General features: G+C 69.3%; 23 protein-coding genes and 3 pseudogenes. 14 read left to right on the top strand and 12 right to left on the bottom strand.

Annotated features, from left to right (window positions below):
- Positions 1-90: 90 nt before the first annotated feature.
- Entirely contained in the window at positions 91-1662 is a 1572-nt protein-coding gene (locus tag IEZ01_RS18575) for a S8 family peptidase (RefSeq protein WP_028797927.1), read from the bottom strand.
- A 188-nt stretch (positions 1663-1850) separates the two neighbouring features.
- Here IEZ01_RS18575 and IEZ01_RS18580 point away from each other — a divergent pair, with 188 nt between their 5' ends.
- A complete protein-coding gene (locus IEZ01_RS18580; RefSeq protein ID WP_028797926.1) occupies positions 1851-2954 on the top strand; it encodes a threonine synthase in 1104 nt (367 codons plus the stop codon).
- 29 nt (positions 2955-2983) lie between these two features.
- Here IEZ01_RS18580 and IEZ01_RS18585 read toward each other — a convergent pair whose 3' ends face one another.
- Entirely contained in the window at positions 2984-3490 is a 507-nt protein-coding gene (locus tag IEZ01_RS18585) for a MarR family winged helix-turn-helix transcriptional regulator (RefSeq protein ID WP_019889155.1), read from the bottom strand.
- Between the two features lie 159 nt (positions 3491-3649).
- Between IEZ01_RS18585 and IEZ01_RS18590 the strand changes: the two genes are divergently transcribed.
- Together IEZ01_RS18590 and IEZ01_RS18595 are read left to right on the top strand one after the other, a co-directional pair.
- A complete protein-coding gene (locus IEZ01_RS18590; protein ID WP_189202657.1) occupies positions 3650-4936 on the top strand; it encodes an MFS transporter in 1287 nt (428 codons plus the stop codon).
- A gap of 62 nt (positions 4937-4998) precedes the next feature.
- Positions 4999-5433 carry an ester cyclase gene (locus IEZ01_RS18595; RefSeq protein WP_019889153.1) on the top strand — a complete coding sequence of 145 codons (435 nt, stop codon included), beginning with the start codon at positions 4999-5001 and terminating at the stop codon, positions 5431-5433.
- A gap of 295 nt (positions 5434-5728) precedes the next feature.
- Here IEZ01_RS18595 and IEZ01_RS18600 read toward each other — a convergent pair whose 3' ends face one another.
- Positions 5729-6199, bottom strand: coding sequence for a DIP1984 family protein (locus IEZ01_RS18600; protein WP_019889152.1), 471 nt, complete (start codon positions 6197-6199; stop codon positions 5729-5731).
- Between the two features lie 232 nt (positions 6200-6431).
- On the opposite strand from IEZ01_RS18600, the pseudogene IEZ01_RS18605 reads away from it, so the two are divergent.
- Positions 6432-6599: pseudogene (locus IEZ01_RS18605) on the top strand (CPCC family cysteine-rich protein); the annotation flags it as partial.
- A gap of 134 nt (positions 6600-6733) precedes the next feature.
- Positions 6734-7249, top strand: a complete 516-nt coding sequence (locus IEZ01_RS18610) for a tetratricopeptide repeat protein (RefSeq protein WP_019889151.1) — start codon at positions 6734-6736, stop codon at positions 7247-7249.
- 328 nt (positions 7250-7577) lie between these two features.
- Here IEZ01_RS18610 and IEZ01_RS18615 read toward each other — a convergent pair whose 3' ends face one another.
- From IEZ01_RS18615 to IEZ01_RS35035, 3 genes are all read right to left on the bottom strand, one after another.
- Positions 7578-7994, bottom strand: a complete 417-nt coding sequence (locus tag IEZ01_RS18615) for a PIN domain nuclease (RefSeq protein WP_019889150.1) — start codon at positions 7992-7994, stop codon at positions 7578-7580.
- Positions 7991-8242 carry a type II toxin-antitoxin system VapB family antitoxin gene (locus tag IEZ01_RS18620; protein WP_019889147.1) on the bottom strand — a complete coding sequence of 84 codons (252 nt, stop codon included), beginning with the start codon at positions 8240-8242 and terminating at the stop codon, positions 7991-7993. Before IEZ01_RS18620 ends, IEZ01_RS18615 begins: the two co-directional genes overlap by 4 nt.
- Before the next feature lie 679 nt (positions 8243-8921).
- A complete protein-coding gene (locus tag IEZ01_RS35035; protein ID WP_229833050.1) occupies positions 8922-9647 on the bottom strand; it encodes a type ISP restriction/modification enzyme in 726 nt (241 codons plus the stop codon).
- Between the two features lie 690 nt (positions 9648-10337).
- Between IEZ01_RS35035 and IEZ01_RS18630 the strand changes: the two genes are divergently transcribed.
- The 4 genes from IEZ01_RS18630 (at position 10338) to IEZ01_RS18645 (ending at position 13252) form a co-directional block, all read left to right on the top strand.
- Complete coding sequence (locus tag IEZ01_RS18630) at positions 10338-10724, top strand: CPCC family cysteine-rich protein (RefSeq protein WP_019889146.1); 387 nt, start codon at positions 10338-10340, stop codon at positions 10722-10724.
- The gene (locus IEZ01_RS18635) at positions 10721-11452 is read left to right on the top strand and encodes a HEAT repeat domain-containing protein (RefSeq protein WP_019889145.1); all 732 of its coding nucleotides are present in this window, start codon (positions 10721-10723) and stop codon (positions 11450-11452) included. Before IEZ01_RS18630 ends, IEZ01_RS18635 begins: the two co-directional genes overlap by 4 nt.
- Positions 11453-11455: 3 nt before the next feature.
- Positions 11456-12088 carry a DUF6000 family protein gene (locus IEZ01_RS18640; protein ID WP_028797925.1) on the top strand — a complete coding sequence of 211 codons (633 nt, stop codon included), beginning with the start codon at positions 11456-11458 and terminating at the stop codon, positions 12086-12088.
- Positions 12089-12313: 225 nt separating this feature from the next.
- The gene (locus IEZ01_RS18645) at positions 12314-13252 is read left to right on the top strand and encodes a restriction endonuclease (RefSeq protein ID WP_019889143.1); all 939 of its coding nucleotides are present in this window, start codon (positions 12314-12316) and stop codon (positions 13250-13252) included.
- Positions 13253-13320: 68 nt separating this feature from the next.
- Here the strand turns inward: IEZ01_RS18645 and IEZ01_RS18650 are convergent, their stop codons facing one another.
- From IEZ01_RS18650 to IEZ01_RS35040, 3 genes are all read right to left on the bottom strand, one after another.
- Positions 13321-13851 carry an NUDIX domain-containing protein gene (locus tag IEZ01_RS18650; protein WP_019889142.1) on the bottom strand — a complete coding sequence of 177 codons (531 nt, stop codon included), beginning with the start codon at positions 13849-13851 and terminating at the stop codon, positions 13321-13323.
- 1 nt (position 13852) lies between these two features.
- Entirely contained in the window at positions 13853-15208 is a 1356-nt protein-coding gene (locus IEZ01_RS18655) for an NsdA family TPR-like regulatory protein (RefSeq protein WP_019889140.1), read from the bottom strand.
- 186 nt (positions 15209-15394) lie between these two features.
- Positions 15395-15607, bottom strand: coding sequence for a hypothetical protein (locus IEZ01_RS35040; protein ID WP_229833054.1), 213 nt, complete (start codon positions 15605-15607; stop codon positions 15395-15397).
- Here IEZ01_RS35040 and IEZ01_RS18660 point away from each other — a divergent pair.
- From IEZ01_RS18660 to IEZ01_RS18665, 3 genes and pseudogenes are all read left to right on the top strand, one after another.
- A pseudogene (locus IEZ01_RS18660) lies at positions 15510-16177 on the top strand (hypothetical protein). The gene IEZ01_RS35040 and the pseudogene IEZ01_RS18660 sit on opposite strands and share 98 nt — an antisense overlap.
- Before the next feature lie 75 nt (positions 16178-16252).
- Positions 16253-16934 (top strand): annotated as a pseudogene (locus IEZ01_RS35045) (aminoglycoside phosphotransferase family protein); the annotation flags it as partial.
- Positions 16933-17097, top strand: a complete 165-nt coding sequence (locus IEZ01_RS18665) for a hypothetical protein (protein WP_019889136.1) — start codon at positions 16933-16935, stop codon at positions 17095-17097. The pseudogene IEZ01_RS35045 and the gene IEZ01_RS18665, both read left to right, overlap by 2 nt.
- Positions 17098-17205: 108 nt before the next feature.
- On the opposite strand, the gene ychF is transcribed toward IEZ01_RS18665, so the two are convergent.
- Positions 17206-18294: a redox-regulated ATPase YchF gene (gene ychF, locus IEZ01_RS18670; protein WP_019889135.1), complete on the bottom strand. Its 1089-nt coding sequence runs from the start codon at positions 18292-18294 to the stop codon at positions 17206-17208.
- Positions 18295-18463: 169 nt separating this feature from the next.
- On the opposite strand from ychF, the gene IEZ01_RS18675 reads away from it, so the two are divergent.
- The gene (locus IEZ01_RS18675) at positions 18464-19066 is read left to right on the top strand and encodes a DUF6542 domain-containing protein (RefSeq protein ID WP_019889134.1); all 603 of its coding nucleotides are present in this window, start codon (positions 18464-18466) and stop codon (positions 19064-19066) included.
- Here the strand turns inward: IEZ01_RS18675 and ppgK are convergent.
- Both ppgK and IEZ01_RS18685 read right to left on the bottom strand, forming a co-directional pair.
- Positions 19063-19821 carry a polyphosphate--glucose phosphotransferase gene (gene ppgK / locus IEZ01_RS18680; protein WP_028797924.1) on the bottom strand — a complete coding sequence of 253 codons (759 nt, stop codon included), beginning with the start codon at positions 19819-19821 and terminating at the stop codon, positions 19063-19065. The genes IEZ01_RS18675 and ppgK overlap by 4 nt on opposite strands.
- 54 nt (positions 19822-19875) lie before the next feature.
- Entirely contained in the window at positions 19876-20868 is a 993-nt protein-coding gene (locus tag IEZ01_RS18685) for a 4-hydroxy-3-methylbut-2-enyl diphosphate reductase (RefSeq protein ID WP_189202660.1), read from the bottom strand.
- 55 nt (positions 20869-20923) lie between these two features.
- Between IEZ01_RS18685 and IEZ01_RS18690 the strand changes: the two genes are divergently transcribed.
- Complete coding sequence (locus IEZ01_RS18690; RefSeq protein ID WP_019889131.1) at positions 20924-22291, top strand: APC family permease; 1368 nt, start codon at positions 20924-20926, stop codon at positions 22289-22291.
- Positions 22292-22970 lie beyond the last annotated feature (679 nt).

A 22970-nucleotide genomic window follows, 5' to 3' on the forward strand; every position in this document is an offset into this window, starting at 1 on the left:
GGGCGGCCGTCGGTGGCGGCCGCCCCTTCCGTTCACACTCCCTCAGGAGTGCCTACTCACTCAGGTTCACGCGCGCGGGTGCTGTCGCTGTCAGAACGTCAGCGACCACGCGTCGATCTTGCCGGTGTCGAGGCGCGCGTTGTCGTTCACGCGCAGCTTCCAGGTGCCGTTGGCGACCTCGGAGGAGGCGTTCACGGAGACCGTCTTGATGATGTTGTCCGCGCTGCCGCCCGAGCGGTTGTGCAGGTTGTAGAGCGTGCCGTCGGGGGCGACGAGGTCGACCCTGAGGTCGCCGATGTACGTGTGCTTGATGTCGACGGAGACGCTCAGCGTGGCCGGGGCGTTACCGGCGACACCGCTGACGGCGATCGGGGAGTCGACGGTCGCGTAGTCGTTGATCGCGTAGTCGGCGGTGTTCTCGAACTTCTTGCCGGGGGGCGGGGTGGTGCCGCCGTCACCGACGTACAGAAGACGGTTCGGGGAGCCGGAGCCGGGGTTGCCGACGACGTTGGGCGTGGCGGCGGTGGTCAGGGCGGTGGCCACCTGGGCCGGCGTCGCCGTGCGGTTGTCCGAGAGGTACAGCGCGGCCGCGCCCGCGACGTGCGGGGTCGCCATGGACGTACCGGAGATGGTGCTGGTGGCGGTGTCGCTGTTGTTCCAGGCCGAGGTGATGGAGGAGCCCGGCGCGAAGATGTCGAGGATGCTGCCGTAGTTGGAGAAGCTGGAGCGGGCGTCGCTGCTGGTGGTGGAGCCGACCGTGATGGCCTCGGCGACGCGGGCGGGGGAGGTGTTGGACGCGTTGGCGCCGTCGTTGCCGGCGGCGATGGCGTATGTGACACCGGAGGCGATCGAGTTGCGTACGGCCTGGTCGAGGACGGAGTCCACACCGCCGCCGAGGCTCATGTTGGCGACGGCCGGCTTCACGGCGTTCCGGGTGACCCAGTCGATGCCGGCGACGACCTGCTCGGTGGTGCCCGAGCCGGAGTTGTTGAGGACCCGGACGCCGACGATCTTGGCCTTCTTGGCGACACCGTAGGAGGACCCGGCGACGGTGCCGGCGACGTGGGTGCCGTGGCCGTGGCCGTCCTGCGCGGTGTTGTCGTTGTCGATGGCGTCGTAGCCGTAGGAGGCGCGGCCACCGAAGTCGTTGTGGGTGATGCGGACACCGGTGTCGATGATGTACGCCGTCACGCCCTCACCGGCGGTGTCGGGGTAGGTGTAGCTCTGGTTCAGCGGGAGGGCCCGCTGGTCGACCCGGTCCAAGCCCCAGGACGGCGGGGACGGCTGGGTGCCGCTGATCTTGAAGACACGGTTCTGTACGACGGACTCGACGGCTGGGTCGGCCGCGAGCTTCTTCGCCTGCGCCTCGGAGACCTGGACGGAGTAGCCGTTGATGGCCGACGTGAAGGTCTTCTTGATCGTGGCGCCGTGCTTGGCGGCGATCGCCCGGCCCGCCTTCGACTCCGCGTCGGCGGAGTCGTCGAGGGTGACGATGTAGCTGCCCGCGATGGTGCCCGGGGCACCCGCGTTCTGAATCACGCCTTGCGGGGCCGCGTCCGCCGCGGCGGCCGGGAACGCGGATGCGGTGCCGAGCGCCAGGGCGGCGACGGCTATGGCGCTGGCGGCTGCGAGTCTGCGCCGCGATTCACGCATCACTGACATGTGAGGGGTCCTCCTCATTGGTGGTGCGCTGCTGTGGGGGTGAGCAGGGACATGACAATCATCGCGGGGGTGTACACGACGTTTCCCTTGTCCGGCTGTCAGCGAAAGATTGACGGATCCATAGGAATCACACAAGGGCCCGGGAAAGCACGTAACGCGTGTGCCACACAACTGCCATGCTGGCGCCCATGGCGATGTTCGCGTGTCCACAATGTGAGGCCGAGGCTCCGGTAGAGGCCATGCTGTGGCGCTGCCCGCGCTGTCAAGGCCCCTGGGACCTGGACTTTCATGCCGCTCCGGTGCCGCTCGACTCCCTTGCGGGGCGGGTCAATTCACTGTGGCGTTACGCGGAGGCACTGCCGCTCTCGGACCCGTACGCCACCCTCGGCGAGGGCCGGACCCCCCTCGTACCGCTCACCGACACGATTTCGGCCAAACTCGACTTCCTCATGCCGACGCTCTCCTTCAAGGACAGAGGGGCCGTCCAACTCGCGGAGCTGGCCCGCCGGCTCGCCCCGCGCCTGGTCGTCACCGACAGCAGCGGCAACGCCGGTACGGCCGTCGCGGCGTACTGCGCACGTGCCGGCCTGACCTGCGTCGTATACGTCCCCCAGGGCACGTCCCCGAAGAAGCTGGAGCAGATCCGGGCGCACGGGGCCGAGTTGGTCGTCGTCGCCGGGGACCGCGAGGCCACCGCGCTCGCCGCCCGCGCGGCCGCCGACGAGCCGGGCGCCTTCTACGCGTCGCACGTCCACAACCCGTACTTCCTGCACGGCACGAAGACGTACGTGTACGAGCTCTGGGAGGACCTGGGCGGACGGCTTCCGGACGACATCGTCGTCCCGGTCGGCAACGGGACGCTGCTGCTGGGCGCCTGGCTCGCCGTCAGCGAGCTGTACGGGCACGGGCTGATCGACGCCAAGCCGCGCCTTGTCACCGTCCAGGCGGAGGCGGTGTCCCCGCTGGCGCGGGCCTTCCGGGCGGGCGCGGACGACCTGACGGGCAGCCCAGCGGCCGTGGCCCCGACCCTCGCCGAAGGGATCGCGATCCCGAACCCGGCACGGGCCCGCCAGATCCTGCGGGCCGTACGGGACACGGGCGGCACCTTCCTGACGGTGACGGAGGAGGCGATCAGGGCCGCGCAGCTGGATCTGGCGCGGCGGGGCCTGTTCGTGGAGTCGACGGGGGTGGCGTGCTGGGCGGCGGTACGCGAGACGCGGGGGCCCGGCACGGCGGTGGTGCCGCTGTGCGGGGCAGGCGCGAAGACGGGACTGGCTGGGGCCAGGCTCTAGGGGCAGGGGCTGACGGGCCGTCGCACCCCTCAGCGGAGTGAGGCGTCGCCGAGCGCTTCGAGGACCGCACGGAGGCCGTCGGCGGTGCGGGTGCACGTCTCGCGGTCCACGTCGGCGAGGAGCCGGGCGTAGTTCGCCAGGTGGTCGCTGATGATATGGCTCATCACCTCATGGCCCTGCGAGGTGAGGCGGATCTGCACCGTACGACGGTCCTCACCGTCCCGGACCCGCTCGACCAGGCCCTTCGCCTCCATACGGTCGATGCGGTTGGTGATCGCGCCCGAGGTGACCATGGCCGCCTTCAGGAGCGCGCCGGCCGTGAGGGTGTACGGCGGACCGGAGCGCTGGAGCGTGGAGAGCACGTCGAACTCGCCGTGCTCCACGCCGTGTTTGGCCGCGATCTCCTTGGCCGACTTGTCGGCGAAACGAGCCAGGCGCTGGGCGCGCCCCAGCAGCTGGACCGGCCAGAGGGCGTCCGCGAGATCGGGACGTTCTTTGCTCCACTGACCGACGATCGTGTCGATTGCGTCCGGCATCGCCCACTCCTTTCAACGCAAGCTTTCTCAATCCGCACCTTCTCAACGTTAAGACACTTGACGTTGAGAGGAGGCGGCTGCTTTTATCTCAACGTTGAGATTATCAAGCCTGAGGAGCTTGGTACACAGACGTCCCACATCCCTCCCCTGGAGCCCCTCATGACCCACACGGCCCACCCGGCCCACCCGGCCCACCCGGCCCACCCGGCCCGAACGGCACACGGCCCGGCCACGTCACGTACGGCGACCACCGCCCCCGCGCCGCACTCCCGCCAGGTCCCTGCCCTCTGGCTCGCCCTGCTGGCCACCCCGGTCGCGGCGAGCGCCAACAGCCCCGTCCTGATCCTCCCCGACATGGCGTCGTCGCTCGGGATCACCACAGCGTCGGCGACCTGGCTCGTCACGGCCTTCGCTTGGGCGATGGCGACCGGCACCCCGCTGATGGCGGCTCTGCTGCGCCACCGCGGCCTGCGCACGACGCTCCACCTCAACGCCGGGCTCGTCCTCCTCGGCACCCTGATCGTGGCGTTCGCGCCTTCCCTCCCCCTCGCCATGGCGGGCCGGGTGGCCCAGGCCGCGGGCGGGGCGGGTCTGGTCACGGCGGCGATGAGCCTGGCCGGTTCGGTGCGCCGGATGGGAGTGATCACGGCCGGGTTCGGCGTCCTCGGCGCGGTCGGCCCTCTGCTCGGCTCCCTGATCGCGGACTCCGTGTCCTGGCGGGCGTCGATGGCGGTCTCCGCGCTGTCGGTCCTGGCCGTACCGGCGGTCCTCCGGCTCGCCCAGTCCGCCCGCACAGCCCCGGCCTCCGGCCCCGCCTTCGACGGCCGCGGCGCCGCACTGCTGATCCTGACGGCGACCTCCGTGGTGCTGATCCCCCGCTTCCCGCTGCCCGCGGTCCTGGCCACGCTGGTCACGGCCGCCCTGCTCACCCTGCACGTACGCCGCCGGCCGACCGGGTTCGTACCGGCCAAGCTGCTGCGCGACCGCAGGTTCGTCCTCTCCACGCTGCTGGCGTGCGCCGTAGCGACCTCGTACTTCACCCTGCTCTTCACCATCCCGCAGCTGCTGCGCGACCGCACCGACTGGTCGACGTCCACGATCGGTACGGGCCAGCTGGTGGCCCTGCTGGCCGGCTCGGTGCTGTCGATGGCGTTCGCCGCGGTCTCGGCGCGGCTGGGCTACGGCAAGGTTCTGACGATCCTGCTGGTCACCGCCGCCCTCGCCCCGCTGACCGCGCTGTTCACGCCCTGGGCGGTGCTCCTGCTGCCGGTCGCCACCCTCGCGGTCTTCGCCACGACGGCGGGCCAGGCGACCCTCGGCGTCCACGCGATCCGCGCCGCCGACGACACCGAACGCCCCACGGCGATCGGCCTGTTCAACCTCTTCTACCAGCTCGGCGGCGCCTTCGGCCCGGCGATCGCGGCGCTGCTCACGCTGGGCGCGTAAGCGCCGAGGTGGGAAAATGGGGGTAAACACACCCACACCGCTCCACCCCCAGGAGGTGGATCATGGGCCAGGCACGCGAAGCCATGGACCGGCTCACCGAGGCGGTGACGACAGGCGGCAAGCCGGAGGCCTTCAGGGAGGTCTTCGCCGAGAACGTGGTCGCGGTCACCCCGGACGCCGGTGAGATCGAGGGACGCGAGAAGGTCGTCGAGTACTACCAGCAGATGGTCGAGGCGTTCCCGGGCGCGACGTACGAGTCGGTGTACAGCTACGAAACCGGCGACACGGCGATCGACGAGGGCTTCTTCAACGGCCGGAACACCGCCTCGCTCCAGCTCCCCACCGGGGAGACGCTCCCGCCGACCCACAAGGACGTCCGGGTGCGGAGCTGCGACGCGGCCACCATCGACTCCGATGGCAAGATCGTCAGCTACCGCCTCTACTTTGACCAACTGGACTTCCTCGGCCAACTGGGCCTTGTCCCGGAGGAGGCCTGACCAGTCACCACAGGCTGACGCCGCCCCGCAAAGGCTGAGCCACCCCGCCGTCTCGGCGGAGTGGCTGAGCGTGCGATGTGGAAATCCCCGATCCCGCCCTCACCGTCCCGGATCTGCACATGGTGATGAATTGTGCGCTGTGCACCGTCACCTGTGCGCTGTGCTGAGCTGCTCCGTGATTCGGGGAATCGAACCCCCGCGCTGCTCTCCACGCACCAGGAGGGGCCGGATTGACCGCCGGCCCACGGCTTGTGCACGCCTCCGCGACGACTACCTGCTCCACATCGAGCACCGCTCAGTCCAGCAGATCGACCTCCCAGTTGGACCGCTGGATCAGTACGTCGACCTCGCGGAGCTCCCGGGCCAGGACATCCGCCTGCGCACGCAGCTCCGCGACCGGAAGCGCCGAGAGCATCTTCAGCTCGGACCGCAGCTGGCGGGCCGACCCGTGCTTGTCACGGCCGGCCGCGGCGTCGGCGGCCGACGTGATCACGGCGTGCCGCAACCGCAGCACGTCCCTCCGCGCCAGCGCGTCCGTGAGGGTGCCGCCCCCGGCGATCACCGCCTGCGCGTTGGTCCGATTGATGCGCCGGATCAACGCCTCGAGCTCGTCCAGCGCAGCACCGGCATCCCCCAGCAGACTCGCCGCATCCTCCGCCGGCGCCTCACCCTCCTGGTACCGCGCGTTCCCGACCACCCGGGCGCGCAACTGCTCAACCCGCCGCGCCGCGTCCGCCCGCAGCGCCAGCGCCTCCGCAAGCTTCAATGGTCTGCCCCCTCCATCAAGATCAGTCCGTCTGGAGTATGCCAGCGCACCGATGCGGCACGCGCCGGCGGGCCACCCGCCCCTGACCTGCCCGGCGCACCGAACTACTGGCAGACCGAGTTGAGGGTCAACATGTGCCGGACAGGGACAGCTTCCTCAGGTCCGGAAATGCATGGCGCCCGGCCCAGCCCGTCGATGAGACTGCGCAGGTGAGCCGCCGTACCCCTGCCCTTGCTGCCGGCACGAGAGCTGCCCCGTCCGTTTCCGGGACGACGACGGGGGCCCGTTCCGCCGGCCGGCCACGGCCCGCGGGGCGAACAAGGGCTCCCTGGTCGAGGCCCGACGTAACCGCGGGGTCCTCGGCCTCTCGCGCCGCGACCACCCCACGTCACGTTCCTGAACGACAGGGTCTGGGAAGGCGCGAGCCTCTACGCCCTCGGCAAGATCTACCGGCTGCTCGCCCGCCGCCAGGACGCCCTGGAGGCCTACGACAAGGCCGAGGACATCTTCGGCCCCATCGGCCAGCAGCTGTGGGTGGGCCGCATCGACAACGCACGGATCCGCGTGTACGCCGGAATGGAACGCTTCGACGACGCCTGGGGCTCAGCACACGCGGCCCTGGATCGGTTCCGGCAGCTCGGAAACGAAATGTGGCATGCCCACACGCAGCGCGACGTCGGCTGGCTGCACCTGCGCCAGGGCAGCCCGGACCAGGCGCTCGCACCCCTCACCGAGGCGGTCGACGTGACACGGCGCGCCGGCGACGCCTACGCGGAAGCGATGGCCAGACACCTGCGTGGTGTCGCCCACCGCGAACTGGGCGAGCTGAGCGACGCACGCGGCGACCTTGAGGCGGCCCTGGCCATCTACCAGGCCGGCGCGTACGAGTGGAACGAGGCGGCGGTCCTGCACGACCTGATCCGGACACTGCGCGCCGACGGCGCCTCCGACGAGGCCGACCGCATGGAGTCTTCGGCGATCTCCACCAATCCGGCCTTCGCCCGTATGCCTGGCCGTGACGGCGCCCGGGCGATCCCGGACGAGGAGTGACAGCCGGCCAAGCACGGGATCTGGGGCCTCCGGTGCGGGACAGCTGAAAGCAGAAGAGGCCGACTCCCACAGGAGCCGACCCCTTCTCTGCACGGACGCTTCTACACGTTGAAGCGGAACTCCACGACAAGGCTTTGACCTGCGGGTATGCGGGCGCGTCCCAGCACCGTCCCAGCACGGGACTTTCAAGAAAGGACAAAAAATTGGATGCGGACAACGCTACCCAACAGCTGCGGACGCCGGTGCATGGATACTCGAAGCCCTGACCGAGCAGGCCCCTGCCCTCACCCGCCATGGCACACCCTGGCACGGCAGGCACCTTCCCGGCTCAGTCGGCGGTGCCGGGCCCCACGACCCATTCGGCTTGCAGGCCGCTCACCGAAGCGATCATGTCGAAGTCGCCGTCGTAGTGCAGGACCGTAGCCCGATGCCGCTCGGCGACTGCCGCGATGAGGACGTCGGCCAGCGACAGCGCCCGGTGAAAGCCAGCGCTCAGGGCCAGGGCCTGGATCTCGAGCGCCCGATCGAACTCTTCGTCATTGCAGGGCAGGTAGTCGAACCCACGGAGCAGGGTCCGCAGCCGCAGCGCCTCGGGCTTTCCGCGCGCCGAGTACAGAACCTCGTACTCGGTCGGGGCGCACACCGCTAGGAGCCCTTCGCGGTCCAGTGCATCCAGCCGCGCCCGCACCGCCGGTTTGCCCCGGCGGGCCAAAGCGGACTTGTCGATGAGGTAGCGCCCCTTCACGCCGCCGAGGCCCCGCCTTCCCGCTTCAGCGAGCCGTCCGGATTCCGCGGCCCCGTCTGCGAGCGGATCTCCGCGAACACGTCCTCGAACTCACCATCGTCTATGGCATCGAACAGCTCGCGGCGCAGCCGCAGCCTCACCCCTTCCTCCATGGCCGCCCGCACTGCGGCGGCCTTCGTCTTCACGCCGTACACACGCATTGCCTGCTCGACGATCTCCTCGTCCAGATCGATCACGGTCCTGGCCATCAGTTATCCCTCCGCAGCCCGACGACCCATGAATGATATCAATCTACGCTCGGAAACGACATCAGCATGCCGGGATGCGTCGACCAGGGGGAGGGATCGATCACCAGTTGGATCGTTCAGCTCCAGTTCAAACGTCTCGCTCATGTCCGAGGGCGTACGGGTCGAGTCATTCCGCGTCGAACCTCCCCTACCCACCCTCACGATGCAGCGGACGTCCAAGAAGATCAGATCGGGGACGTCGTTGCCGGCCTCAGTTCGCTCCACCTGGGCAGGCGGGGGCAACAACGGGCACGACCTCTGCTGCGGTGAGCCGTACTCGCGCATGGGAAAGCCCAGATCGCCGTGGCCCAAGAGGCCGTGAGCGATGAAGGCGCGGAGGATCGCAGCCTGACAGCCCCGGCACCAAGCGTTCGGGGCGTCAAGCCGGACCCTCGCGCTTTGCGGAACTTTCCTTCACACAGAGAGCATCCCACCATCTGCTACAACTGCTTCGTGAATCTGTCCCTTTCTGCCTCAGAATGCCGGCTCCTGCGCCATCTCGCCTTGGCCGACATGCCGTACTCCGACCAAGACGCAACTCCCGCAGCCGTGCGAGGGCTCGACGGCGAGCAGATTCAGGACGATGTCCGGTCGCTCAAGTGGAGAGGGATGGTGGCAGCCGAGGGTGGCAGCCTTTCCCTCACGCCACTCGGCGCGGCGGCGCACTACGCAGCTCAGGTGGAGCTGCTGTCGGCGCGTCTGGTCGATATGAGTGTCCTGGCGGACCGGACACGGCGTGGATCCTCCTGGGGATAGCACACGTCTGCTTCAGGCCGGCCGTCCTCGGGTGCGACGTAGCGCTCGCCGTACGTCGACGCCCAGAGCACCTCGGAGCCGAGCCGGACGGCCTAGTTCCACAACTGCGGGTGCGAGTGAGCGGCAACCGCACACCAGGCGTGAGTAGTTCCTCTGTGAACTGCTTGGTGAACTTGGAATGCCCTGTCACCGCCACCACGTAAGCCGCCAGGTCGTGCACGGTCACACGAGGAATCCCCAACTCGGTTGTGAGGTGGGCGAGTAGTCCCGGGGGGACATTGGGCGTTCCGTCGGGGTGCAGGATTGGCATGACCTTGCCGCCCCGCCCATTGAAGTGATGGGTGTCCGGCAGCAGCGCTGTGGCGACGACCGCCGGTCCCGAGTCGATCTCGTGCGAGGACTGCTGGTTAAGGAACAGTTGACTCGGTTGGAGCGACTCCCAGAGTTCTGGGCGCGGAAAGTCGATGACCCGGTTGTCCGCGACGAGCCCATGACGGTCAAAGCTACGCATGCCGATCCGGATCAATCCAGGCCGCAACGCCGTCTCCTGGCCAATCGCCGTCTCATGCTCAGGGCTACCAGGCAGCGGCGCCAACTTCTTCTCGAGCATGCGGTCGCGGGTCTCCTTGAGTAACTCGGCCTTCTTAGCCCGGTCCCGCTGAGAGAACAAGATGGGCTCACCGTCGCTGGAGAATGTCCTCGGCCGGACCGTTCACCCACGAGCGGTTGGCCGTAATGCCGAGGCTTCCCCATGGGAAGAGGTCGCTCAGTTGCGGGCACTCTCCCCAGCCGGTCCCCGTGGTCGGACGGAATGGCTCTATGGCTCCGGAGTGAGCTTCGTGCCATCCGTCATCGTCCAAGCGAATGTCTTTGAGCTGACGGTACTTGGAGCCGCGCTTCCCCTCGACCGTGCGGTAGTGGATGCGAGCGGGCGGCGCGATCCCAGCACGGTAGGGATGAGCAGGGGTGATGACGGGTGACGAGAGGTCAGCCATCCCAGCACCATCCCAGCGCGGGGAAAACCAAGGGGCCCGACTCCAGAGAGTCGAACCCCTCCTGAACTGCATGTTTTACCAGATCAGCGATGTGGTGGTAGGCCGCCCGCTACACGTTGAAGCGGAATGCCTGCGGACTGATCCTGACCTGCGGCGGAGCCCCCTCCAGGCCCCTGACCTGGGATTTCCCGGTTGGCAGGCGTTGGCTCCCGACGGCCGTTTACGGGTGTCCTGCGGACTGGCCGGGCGGGCGGAGGCCGAGAAATCCATGGCGCACCGGCGGAACCGGCAAGGAGACTGCCCAGGTGAGCGACCGCTACCCCTGTCCCTGCTGCGGGCACCGCGTGCTGTACGCGATGCCCGGCTCGTACGAGATCTGCCCCGTCTGCTTCTGGGAGGACGACGGGGTCCAGTCCCGCTGGCCGACCATGGCCGGCGGCGCGAACAAGGTCTCTCTAATCGAGGCCCAGCGCAACTACCAGGACTTCGGCGCCTGCGACGAGCACGGCCGCCGGTTTGTCCGCCCGCCGACCGAGGACGAGCCGCTCGCCCCCACCTGGCGCCCCATCGAGCTGACGCGCGACTCCTTCGAGGACTGGGCGGCCGAGGACCGCGCCCCGTGGCCCGACGACCGCTCGGTGCTCTGCTGGTGGCTGCCCACTTTCTGGCGCCGGGACCTCTCCGCGTCATGACCTCCCACATCGAGACTCTCGTCCAGCAGCTCGACGGCAAGGCCGACGAGTCCTACGACGCCCGCGCGGAGCTGATCTGGATCGGCGCCGACGCCATCCCCGCCGTCATCAACGGCCTGCCCTCCCTCGGCGGCTTCGGCCAGCTGACCGCCATCGAGGTCTTCGAGGAGGTGGGCGATCCCCGTTGCGGCCCCGCTCTCATCGGCCTGCTGGACAGCGACAACCCGACCATCCGCGAATGGGCGGCCATGGCCCTGGCGAGCCTGGAAATCGACGGCGCCATCGGGCCCCTGCGCCGCGCCTATCGCGCCTGCCTGGAACGGGCGACCCCACCGAACTGGACCGAGCCGGGCGGCATCCGCTGGGCCCTGACCGAACTCGGCGCACGCACCCCTGTCGTCCCGCCGCTCACCGCGCGCCTACGACCCACCACTGCGGACAACGCCCCCGGCTGGCCTTCAGCCCACTTCACCGAGGTCATCAACGACCTGGCCGACCACGCCCAGGTGATCCTCTACTCCCAGTTCCGGCGAGTGGACGCCGGCGGCACATACGGCGTCTCCGGCCCCGCCATGGACTGGGAACTCGACTGGACCGCGCCCTGGGAGCACCTGGTCGAGGAGTCCCGCACCTGGTCCCTGCTGGAAGCCTCCGAAGCCCCCGCCGGCGACAACATCTTCGTTGCCCCCACCTGGATCGACCGTACCGACCTCTACCCGGAAAGGTGACCCATTCCATCCCAGCACCCCGAGGAAGTTGGCTACGGCCATGTGGTCGAGAGCTACGTGACGAGGATGTACGGCGGCCTCCCGCGCTACCTCGTACTGAACGGCGGGCGGTTCCTGGGCCCCCGGTGGTGGCACACCGCCCGCTTCACCCGACACATACTCAATGACGCCGCCGCGATCACCGACGAGGAACTGGAAGCGCTCCTCGGGTACGAATGGCGCTCGCGCCTCACCGCCGCCTGGCTGATCGGCATCGACCGCCGCGAACGGTTCCGAGCACGCATCGGCGACCTGCTCCTGGCCAGCGAGGTCTGCTACTCCGGCGGCGCCTACTGCTTCGCCCTGGCCCGCTTCGGCACACACGCCGACGCCGAGATCCTCTCCGCCTACCTCGACCGCTACCTCCCCCACACCGACCTCCGGTACGACCAGCCCGCCGCCCTCGGCGCGCTCCTCCGCCTCGACGCCCAACTCGGCACCCACCACACTTCCCGCTTCACCCAGCCCGACGGCCTCTGGGACCAGTGGGTCAACGCCCTGACCCACCTCCACGACCACCCCGCTTACGCCCCCGCCGAGCTTCGCCGCTGGACGGACCTCCAATGCGACTTCGCCAACGGCTGGACCCGGGCGTAGCCGCAGCTGCCGGACTGCCGCTACTTGAAGTCCGCGCACGCCATGTACCGGCCGCAAGTGCGGCACATGAAGAGGTAGCCGGTGAGCTGCAGTACGACATCCGACTCACTACCGCGCAGGACGCAGCAATCCGACGCGAAGGCAGGTGACCACCCGACTCCCCTCTGTAGCATCATCTGACCAGGCGTTAGCAGCCCACACAGAGACTGGGGGGTCGGACGAGGGATGACGAGCACGCCGAAACCAGCGCAGCCGATCAGCCCAGCCGCCTACGGGGCCCTGGCCGGCGCGCTTAAGTCGATCTTCTGGTACAAGCGTGACCTCGAACGATTCATCCGCTTGTGGGCCACGGACCACCCTTCACTGCTGGTCCACATGGACTTCAGCGGCTACAAATGGGCCACCGCAGATGAGTTCGTGGACCGGTTGATGGCAAATGAGCGCAAATACCGCGACCTTTCACTTCGGATGATGGCGGAGGTTTCTCAACTGACGAGCTTCCCTGCACTGAAACGGCACGAGAGCGCCGAATCACTGATCGCCGAAGCAAGGGAAGCAGTCGACCAGCTCAGGGGGCTGATGGACCGCCAGCGCGTTGCCCACGAGCAACAGTCGCAGTTCGATGATGAGCTTCTCACGTACCGGGCTGTAGTGGAGGCGCAGCATGGCTTTGAAGCTAAGCTTGCCGCCCTTAAAGAACGCTTCCTCGAACTGGAGCGCATGGATAATCGCCAAAAGGCAGGCAGACTATTCGAGCCATTCCTGAATGACGTCTTCAGGCTGTTCGACATGGAACCGCGCCTCTCATACAGCCTGGAGTACGAGCAAATCGACGGCTCGCTCACCTTCGACACGGACGACTACATCGTTGAAGCCAAGTGGTGGCAGGAGGCGATCCAGCCCCACCACCTCTACAGCTTCAATGAAAAGGTGAGGCGGAAGGGGAAAAATTCGCTTGGAATCTTTATCAGCGTAAATGGATTCACTAGCGGAGCCCGAGAAGCGTACAGGGAGAGTACGCCGTTCCTGACGATGGAGGGGCTCGATTTCTTCTACGTTCTCGACGGGCGTCTCACGCTCGACGAACTTTTGCGACGCAAGAAGCGTCACGCAAATGAGACCGGAAGCTGCTACTTTCCAGCCACGATGTTCCCGGGCGAATAGCCGAAACAGTCCGTCGCCGTCAAGCCAGAGTCGACGGAAGGCCCTGCGCCCAAACTCAGGGTGCGCAACTAACGCCACCCGTCAAGTGACACCTGAGAACTGCCGTGCAGGTACTGATGGAGAGCGCTGGCAGTGGTGTCGACGAAGGCATCGGGAATGGCGCCGCCGTCGACCCAGCAGACGCGGGAATGTTTGCGGGGTTCGCGGTTCTCGGGTTCGCCGGTCCATTCATGGGCTGCAAAGACGACGGTGAGGAAGCCGTTGGGGGCTTCGACGCCCCAAGCGCCATGGATGATGTGGGCGACCTTGAGGGACTCGGGCTTCACCGTGAGGCCGGTCTCCTCGTAGAGCTCGCGGACGGCCGTCTCGGTGATCGGCTCGCCCGGCTCGCTCTTGCCGACCGGGAGGTCCCACATGCCCTGGGCGAACTTCGCGTTCTCGCTACGCTGGAGGAGGACGACACGGTTGGTGGCCTTGTCGTGGACAATGACGGCCGCGACCAGCAGGGTCATTGATTCGAGCGCCGGCTTGAGGGCTTGGGAGCGGTCGTCGGTCTGCTGGGCCACGGTGTTCCCTTCGTCGGGCGGGTTGTTGGGCATGTTAGGCGAGGGCTTCGCGGGCGCGGCGAGCGAGATCGGCGGCGCCGGGCACTTTGCGCCGCTGGTAGACCGCGAGGGTGGAGCGGATCGAGGTGATCGCCTTGCGGGTGCGGTCGGAGGTCATGCCTTCCATGAGGACCAGGGCTTGGGTCCAGGCGGCGACGGCTTCGTCGGCGCGGGCCTGGGCGGCGAGGCTGTCGCCGAGGTCGGCGTGGGTGAGGGCGTGGACGCGCTTGTACTTCTCGGGGTCCCATCGGGTGAGGGCGTCGCGGTGCTGCTGTTCGGTGCCGATGTGGTCGGCCAGGTCGGTCAGGGTGCGGGCGGTGTGGCTGGCCACGGTGCCGGCGGCGGGGCCACTGACGCGGGAGTAGCTGGGTTGGAGGTCGTCGTCCCGTAGGAGGGCGTCCTCGGCGGCGAGCAGGGCGCGTGCGGCCGACGGATTCTCGTCGGTGGCGGCGTAGGCGCGGGCGTGGGTGATGTGGAGGAGGGCCTCGGTCTGGCCGTCGACGTGGCCGAGGCCGCGCCGGAGGGCGCCTTCGACGAGGTCGACGCAGTGGTGGGGCTGCTTGAGGCTCAGGGCCTGGTGGGCGAGGGCGCGCATCATCCAGGCGGCGTGGCCGTGGGGGTCGGCTTCGCAGGCGAGCTTGTAGCCGACCTGGTAGTAGCGCTGGGCGGCGCCTTCCTGGCCGAGGTCGTGGTATTTCCAGCCTGCGAGGTAGGCGAGTTCGGCGACGGCGCCGAAGGTGGCCCGGCGCAAGGCTTCGCTGGGGAAGCGTCCGCGCAGCATGGGGGCGGCGGTGTCGGCGAGGTACGCGGTGACGGTGGTCAGGCCGTGGCCGCCGCCGAGGCGCTCGTCGGCTGCGCTGAAGGCCGCGGTGATCTGGCGTACGACGTCCACGTCCTCCGCGCCGATCAGGGACGTGCCGGTGCGGGCGCGGAGCATGCGGGCGGTGGCTTCGTGGTCGTAGCCGAGCGGCATGGCGACGCCGGCGGTGGTGAAGGCCGCGATGGCGAGGAAGCGGCGGCGCTCGACATCGGCGCGGCCCAGGTCGGTGACCGCGAGGACAGGGTCGGATTCCGCGGGCGCTTCGTCATCGCTGGCCTGGAGGCCGATCTCGGTCTGGGTGACCGTGCGCTCCGCTCGGCGGGACAGTGCCTCGGCCAGGTACTGACCTACCCGGCCCGACGGGGCGCGGGTGCCGTTCACCCAGTGCGAGATGGCCGACTTGTTGGTCTGGAGGATCTCGCCGTTCTCGGCGGCGATGCGCCGCACGTCTCTGGCGAGGGCCTCGTAGGTGCAGTCGACCGCCGCGATGGCGTCGCGCAGACGGGAGTTGGGATCTCTCTGCGCCGCCACGATCGCTTCCGCCCTGGAGCTGTAAACCGCGTATACCGCTTCAACTTCCTTCCACGGTACCCACTGAGCGTGACCACCGGTTCACTTATCAGCAGCCGCCCGGAACGGCGCGACCGTGATCCAGGATCCCCCTTGGTCCGGGCGGCACCCCGAAGTTCCGTACACCCACACCGGGCTCGGGCATTCCTATGCCCGAACCCGGCCGACCAGAGACGGAGACACGGTGACCACCATCGACACCACGCCCATCACGGTCGAGCTGCCCGAGGCATTCGACCCGCGCTGGAACCGCCTGCCCGGCATCCAGGTCGACGGCCGGCGCATCACGATCGACCCGGCCGAGTACTTCTTCCGCTTCGAGTCGAACACCTGGCTCGTCGCCGACTGGGAGCTGGTCAAGTCCCAGCTCCTGAACGTGGACGAGACGACCGAGAGCGCGGTCGAGCAGCTCGCGCTCGACTTCATCAAGCAGCACAGCGAGTCGACCTCCGACGCGGCCCGCGTTCTGGTCACCGCGTACGAGGTGTACGCGTACCTCTTCCGCGACGAGCACCTGGCCTCGGCCTGCCGCAGATCACCGCCGACCACCTGCGGATGCTCCGCGAGGCCGCCACGCTCATGGCGCTCAACAAGGTCGAGCTGGACGGGCACATCTCCAACGTCGGCCCGTGCTGGTTCTTCCCCGCCGCCACCTCCGTCGTCTTCGACCTGGACGACGAGATGGGCGGGATGCTCGACGAGGTCTACCACAGCGGCTGGTTCAACGAGCACCGCCGGATCGAGTCCATCAAGGCCCACACCGCGCTCGGTGGCCGGCTCGTACACGGCTGCCAGTCCGTGCCGGACCAGACCGGCGGCGTCGTCGCGCCCTACGGTGCCTCGATGGCCAACTTCCGCGACGACCTCGCCGCGTTCAAGGCGGGCTGGATCGAGCAGGTCTATGCCCACCGCGTGAACCCCGCCGCGTAACCCACCCGATCAGGCTCCGGGGCGGGCCGACGTCTCTCGCCCGCCCCGGACGCCACCATTCCCAGGAGCCCTCCCGTGACCACGAACCCCAGCGCCGAACTCCTCGACAACCTGCTCACCTCGACCGGCAAGACCACCGCCGTACGGGAGGAGGTGCGCGTGTGGTCCATGTCCGGCGTCGAGCGGGTCACCTTCCCCGACGGCTCCACGGCCATCTTCAAGTACGCCAAGAAGCCCTTCGACAGCGAGGACCAGGCTCTCCGCCTGGCCCACACCCTCGGCGTACCCCGTCCCCCAGGTCCACGCCTCCGCCGGCCTGGACGGCTGGCTCGGCATGCTCATGGAGGACCTCGGACTCTCCGTCCGCGAGGCCGACGACCTCGACGGCGTCGCCGCTGCCGTGATCCTGCACGGCACCCGTACGGCTCCGCCCTTGCCCGTCCTCGGCCAGGAGCGCTTGCGCGCACTTCCGGCTCGGGCGCTGGAACACCTCGAACGGCTGCGCAAGGCCGACCGGTGGCAGGACGCCGACGACGTCGAGGACGCGCTCGGCCGTATCGCCCAGGCCGCCGAGGCCCGCTCGGCCGGAGCGACGCTGGAACCGTTCGGCTGGGTGCACTCCGAGTTCCACCCCACCAGCCTCCACATCGGCGAACGCGGCTGGCGGCTGCTCGACTTCGCCCGCGCCTTCACCGGCCCCGGCCTGCTCGACCTCGCACCACTACGCCAGCCTGCTGATCAAGCACGGCGAGTCCGTGACGACGGTCTCCGAGCGCCTCGGCCACACCAACGCGGCCATGACGCTGAACATCTACACCCACCTGTGGCCCGACTCCGAGGAACGGACCCGGGCCGCCGTCGACAAGGCGTACGCGGACCAGTCCGCAGATGCCCAGCCGCAGGTCGACGAAGCGGCGTAACCGCTCCCCCGCGTGCCGGACTCATCCAGCACGCTGCGGACTCCGTGCGGACCGCAAAGGCCGCCCGACCCACTCCGCCGCAGGTCAGACGGCCTTTTGCCGAACGTATTACACGTTGAAGCGGAACTCCACCACGTCGCCGTCCTGCATCACGTACTCCTTGCCCTCCATGCGGGCCTTGCCCTTCGCGCGGGCCTCGGCGACCGAGCCCGTTTCGACCAGGTCTGCGAAGGAGATGACCTCGGCCTTGATGAAGCCCTTCTGGAAGTCGGTGTGGATCACACCGGCCGCCTCGGGGGCCGTCGCGCCCTTCTTGATCGTCCAGGCGCGGGACTCCTTCGGGCCCGCCGTCAGGTAGGTCTGCAGGCCGAGGGTGTCGAAGCCCACGCGGGCCAGGGTCGCGAGGCCCGGCTCTTCCGCGCCGACCGACTGGAGGAGCTCCATGGCGTCCTCCTCGTCCAGCTCCGCGAGGTCCTGCTCCAGCTTGGCGTTGAGGAAGATCGCCTCGGCCGGGGCCACCAGGGCGCGCTGCTCGTCCTTGAAGGACTCGTCCGTCAGCTCGTCCTCGTCGACGTTGAAGACGTAGAGGAACGGCTTCGTCGTCAGCAGGTGCAGGTCGTGCAGGAGCTCGGCCTTCTCGGAGCCCTGGACGATGCCCTGGGAGAAGAGGGTGTCGCCGCGCTCCAGGATTTCCTTCGCCGCTTCGACCGCCGCGACCTTCGGCGCCGTGTCCTTCTTGATCCGCATCTCCTTCTGGAGGCGCGGCAGGACCTTCTCGATCGTCTGGAGGTCCGCGAGGATCAGCTCGGTGTTGATCGTCTCGATGTCGTCCTTGGGCGAGACCTTGCCGTCCACGTGCACGACGTTCTCGTCCCTGAAGGCACGGATGACCTGGCAGATCGCGTCCGACTCGCGGATGTTCGCCAGGAACTTGTTGCCCAGGCCCTCGCCCTCCGAGGCGCCGCGCACGATGCCCGCGATGTCGACGAAGTCGACCGTCGCCGGCAGGACCCGCTGCGAGCTGAAGATCTCGGCCAGCTTGGTCAGGCGGGCGTCCGGGACACCGACGACGCCGACGTTCGGCTCGATGGTGGCGAACGGGTAGTTGGCCGCCAGCACGTCGTTCTTGGTCAGGGCGTTGAACAGGGTCGACTTGCCGACATTCGGCAGACCGACGATTCCGATCGTGAGCGACACGTTGGCGACTTCCTGCAGTGGGAATGGGGGGCCGATCCACCAGTTTACGGGCGTGTCGAGGGTGCACCGGCTGCGCCCGCGTGCTGTACCGGTCGAAGTCACCGGCAAGGTCGGCCAAAGCGCGTGTCCTGTGCCGGTTTTCGGGGCCTTGCGGACCTACGTTGTCCAAGTGGAGCAGCACAGGACACATCACCCCGGGCGCCGGCCGCGGCCGCAGCCCCCTCTTCCGCCGGCCGGCGCCCTCGCGGAAGGCGCCGCCGTCTATCCGGCCGCGCCCCCTTCCCCGCGCCCCGGCAGGCCCGGGCCGCCCGGCCGGCCCGTCCCGCCGGTCGTCCACGCGCTGCGCCGGTTCCCGAGCCCCCGGCTCACCGGCCTCGGCGCCGGGCTCTTCGCCTGCGCCTCGATGCTGCTGCTCGGCTGCCTGGACTGGCTCCTCCTGGACGGCTCCGCCGTCGTGTACGGACTGCTGTTCCTGCCGGTCAGCGCCCTGACCGCGCTCTGGGTGCGCTCCGCCGACCTGGTCACCGCGCCGATCAGCGTGCCCATCGCCTTCGCCGTCGGCGTCGTGCCCATCTCGGGTGGCTCGGGCGGTTTTGGTACCCAGACGATGGCGGTCGTGACCGCGCTCGCCGTGCACGCCGGGTGGCTCTACGGCGGCACGCTCGTGGCCGGGCTCATCTCCTCCGTACGGAAGGTGCGGCTGATGGGGCGCCGTCAGCGGACCCCGGCCCCACCCCGTACCGGCCCGGCCGCCCGCCGGATCGCCCCCTAGCCTTCCTCGTACCCGCCCCGCCCTGCCGCCGCCATCGCCGCTCCCACGATCCCCGCGTTGTTCTCAAGCTGCGCCGGGACGATCTCCGCCCTGATCCCCTCGATCAACGGCAGGAACTTGTCCGCCTTGCGGCTCACCCCGCCGCCGACGATGAACAGCTCCGGCGAGAACAGCATCTCCAGATGAGCCAGATACTTCTGGACCCGCCGCGCCCAGTGCTCCCAGCTCAGGCCCTCGTCGTCCTTGATCTTCGTGGAGGCCCGCTTCTCCGCCTCGTGGCCCTTCAGCTCCAGATGGCCCAGCTCCGTGTTGGGCACCAGCCGCCCGTCGGTGAAGAGCGCGCTGCCGATGCCCGTACCGAACGTCAGTAGCATGACCGTGCCCTTGCGCCCCCGGCCCGCGCCGAAGGTCATCTCCGCGACGCCCGCCGCGTCCGCGTCGTTGAGGACCGTCACCGGCAGCCCGCCCAGCCGCTCGCCCAGCAGCGCGCCGGCGTCCACGTCGATCCAGTCCCTGGACACATTGGCCGCCGTACGGACCGTGGAGCCGGTGACCACTCCGGGGAACGTCACCCCGACCGGGCCCGACCAGCCGAAGTGCTCCAGGACCTGCGCGACGCAGCCCGCGACACCGTCGGGTGTCGCGGGCTGCGGGGTCAGTACCTTGTGACGCGGCTCGGCCAGATCTCCGCGCTCCAGATCCACCGGGGCGCCTTTGATCCCCGATCCGCCGATGTCCACTCCGAAGACGTTCATGGACACAACGTTACGGGCAGGCGCTGACAGTGACGCCTCTTCCTCGGCTCGCCGCTATTCCTTGACGAGCTCGGCCGCCTCGGCGCGCAGGTCGCGGCGGAGCTCCTTCGGCAGCGAGAAGGTCAGCGACTCGTCGGCCGTCTTGACGATCTCCACGTCGCCGTAGCCGCGCGCGGAGAGCCACTCGAGGACCTCCTCGACCAGGACGTCCGGCACCGAGGCGCCCGAGGACAGTCCGACGGTCGTGACGCCCTCCAGCCAGGCCTCGTCGATCTCGCTGGCGAAGTCGACCAGGTGCGCGTCGGGGGCGCCGGCCTGCTTGGCGACCTCGACCATGCGGATCGAGTTCGAGGAGTTCTTCGAGCCCACCACGATCACGAGCTCGGCCTGCCCGGCCAGCTCCTTGATCGCGATCTGGCGGTTCTGGGTGGCGTAGCAGATGTCGTCCGAGGGCGGGGAGATGAGCTGCGGGAACTTCTCCTTCAGCGCGTCCACGGTCTCCATCGTCTCGTCGACGGAGAGCGTGGTCTGCGAGAGCCAGACGACCTTCGACTCGTCCCGCACCGTCACGTTCGCGACGTCCTCGGGGCCGTCGACCAGCGTGATGTGGTCCGGGGCCTCGCCGGAGGTGCCGATGACCTCCTCGTGGCCCTCGTGGCCGATCAGGAGGATGTCGAAGTCCTCCTTCGCGAACCGCACGGCCTCCTTGTGGACCTTGGTGACCAGCGGGCAGGTGGCGTCGATGGTGGCCAGCTTGCCGTCGGCGGCCTCCTTGTGGACCGAGGGGGCCACGCCGTGCGCCGAGAACATCACGATGTTGCCCGGGGGCACCTCGGTCGCCTGGTCGACGAAGATCGCGCCCTTCTTCTCCAGGGTCTGCACGACGTACTTGTTGTGGACGATCTCGTGGCGTACGTAGATCGGCGCCCCGTACTGCTCCAGGGCCTTCTCCACGGCGATCACGGCACGGTCGACGCCCGCGCAGTAGCCACGGGGAGCGGCGAGCAGGACACGCTTCGGGCGGGACGTAGCAGTCATGCGTCCCATCGTAAGGCCGCGCCGCACACGGGAATGATCGGCTCGGTGGTCGAGACTGGGCGCCATGACCGGCACCGGCGCACAGGACACCTCGCCGCACGAAAGCCTGCGGCGGACTCTCGGCTTCCGTGATCTTGTCGTCTACGGCCTGCTTTTCATCGCGCCCATGGCGCCGGTCGGTGTCTTCGGGACGCTCGACGCGAAGTCGCACGGGGCGGTCGCGCTGGTCTATCTCGTCGCGACGGTGGCGATGGCGTTCACCGCATTCAGTTACGCCCAGATGGTCCGGGTGGCGCCGCTGGCCGGGTCGGTCTTCACGTACGCGCGCAAGGGGCTCGGCGAAGGGCCGGGGTTCATCGCCGGGTGGATGGCGATGCTCGACTACATGCTGATCCCGGCGGTCGCCTACCTCTTCTCCGGGATCGCGATGGAGGCGCTGGTTCCGGGGATCGACCGGTGGGTGTGGACCGGGATCGCGGTCGTGGTCACGACGCTGCTCAACCTGTGGGGCGTACGGGCGGCGGCGCGGGTCGGCTTCGCCGTTCTGGCGATGGAGATCGTGGTGCTGCTGGTCTTCGTGGTCGCGGCGGTGGTGGTGCTCGTACGGGACGGGACGCGGCGGGACTGGTGGTCGCCGCTCGGCGGGGACATGGCGTTCTCGCTGAGTGCGGTGCTGGGGGCGGTGTCCATCGCCGTGCTGTCCTACCTCGGTTTCGACGCCATCGCCTCTTTCGCGGAGGAGGTCACCGGCGGGTCGCGGAAGGTAGCGCGGGCGGTGCTGTTCTGCCTGGGGCTCGCGGGGGTGCTGTTCATGGCGCAGACGTATCTGGTGGCGCTACTGGCGCCGGTGTCGTCGGCGGAGCTCGCCGCGGAGCCTGCGAAGCAGGGTTCCGCCTTCTACGACGCCGTCGACGTGTCGGTCGGGGGATGGCTGCACGATCTGGTGGCCGTCAGCAAGGCGATCGGGGCGGCGTTCGCGGCGCTGGCGGGGCAGGCGGCGGCGGGGCGGCTGCTGTTCGCGATGGCCCGCGACCGTCGCCTGCCGCACGCACTGGCCCGTACGGACGCCGGCGTGCCACGGGTGGCGTTGCTGTGCGCGGCGGCGGTGACCATGGTCGCGGCGGTGTGGGCGGCGCGGCAGGACGACGGGATGGACCACCTGGTGTCGGTGGTGGACATCGGGGCGCTGACGGCGTTCATCATGCTCCACGCGAGCGTGGTGGGCTGGTTCGCGATCCGCCGCATGGAGGGGCCGCCGCACTGGCTCCGCCACGTGACGCTCCCGCTGGTCGGCGCGGCGATCCTCATCGCCGTGATCGTCGAGGCGTCGGTGTCGGCGCAGGTGGTGGGCGTGGTGTGGCTGGGGGTGGGGCTGGTGGTCCTGGCGATGCAGGGATCGAGGCCGTACGGGGGGCGGCGGGAGGGTGGATGACGGGACCTTTGGTCCCCGCACCCCGCGCGAGGCCCTACGGCGGGCAGCGCGGGGGTGGGTGACGGGACCTTTGCGTCCCCCACCCCGCCCCTTCCCGAAACCCTGACGGGGCGAGGCGGCGGCGGGGGTGTGGCGTCTGGGTGCGGGCCGGGGGGCCGGATCCGTGACGGGTACGCGGGTACGGGTACGCCCCCGGCCGGGCCCCGAGCGGCCCGGCCCCCAGGCGTGCCGAGCACTGACGGTGTCCCGGCTGCGCCTCGCACGGACCGGCACCGGCCCGGCCCCGGCACGCGCGCGTGGTCGACCGGCACCGGTGCGGCGTGCCGCTGGGCCACGGACGCGGCTGGCAGCCGGCCCGGGCCGGGTCCGCCGCGGCGATACCGCCTCCAGCGAGCCGAGCCGGCGACGCCACACGCGCGTGGCGTTACGGCCCTAGGCCGGGAGCCAGATCCGGGTCGGGTACGCGTGCGGGCCGCGACCCGCGCCGGGCGTGCCGTCAACGACGGGCGCCCCGGCCATGCCCCCGCGCGGACAAGCGTCGGCCCGGCCCCGGCACGCGCGCGTGTGGCGTTACGGTCGGGCCGGAGCCGTGGCGGGACGCGCGCGTGACAGCACGAACCCGTCCCGGCAGACGGCCTCCCCGCCGGCCCCTCGCGGCCGGGCCGGAGCCGTGGCAGGA

The sequence above is a fragment of the Streptomyces purpureus genome (genome assembly GCF_014648195.1).
Taxonomy (GTDB): domain Bacteria; phylum Actinomycetota; class Actinomycetes; order Streptomycetales; family Streptomycetaceae; genus Streptomyces; species Streptomyces purpureus.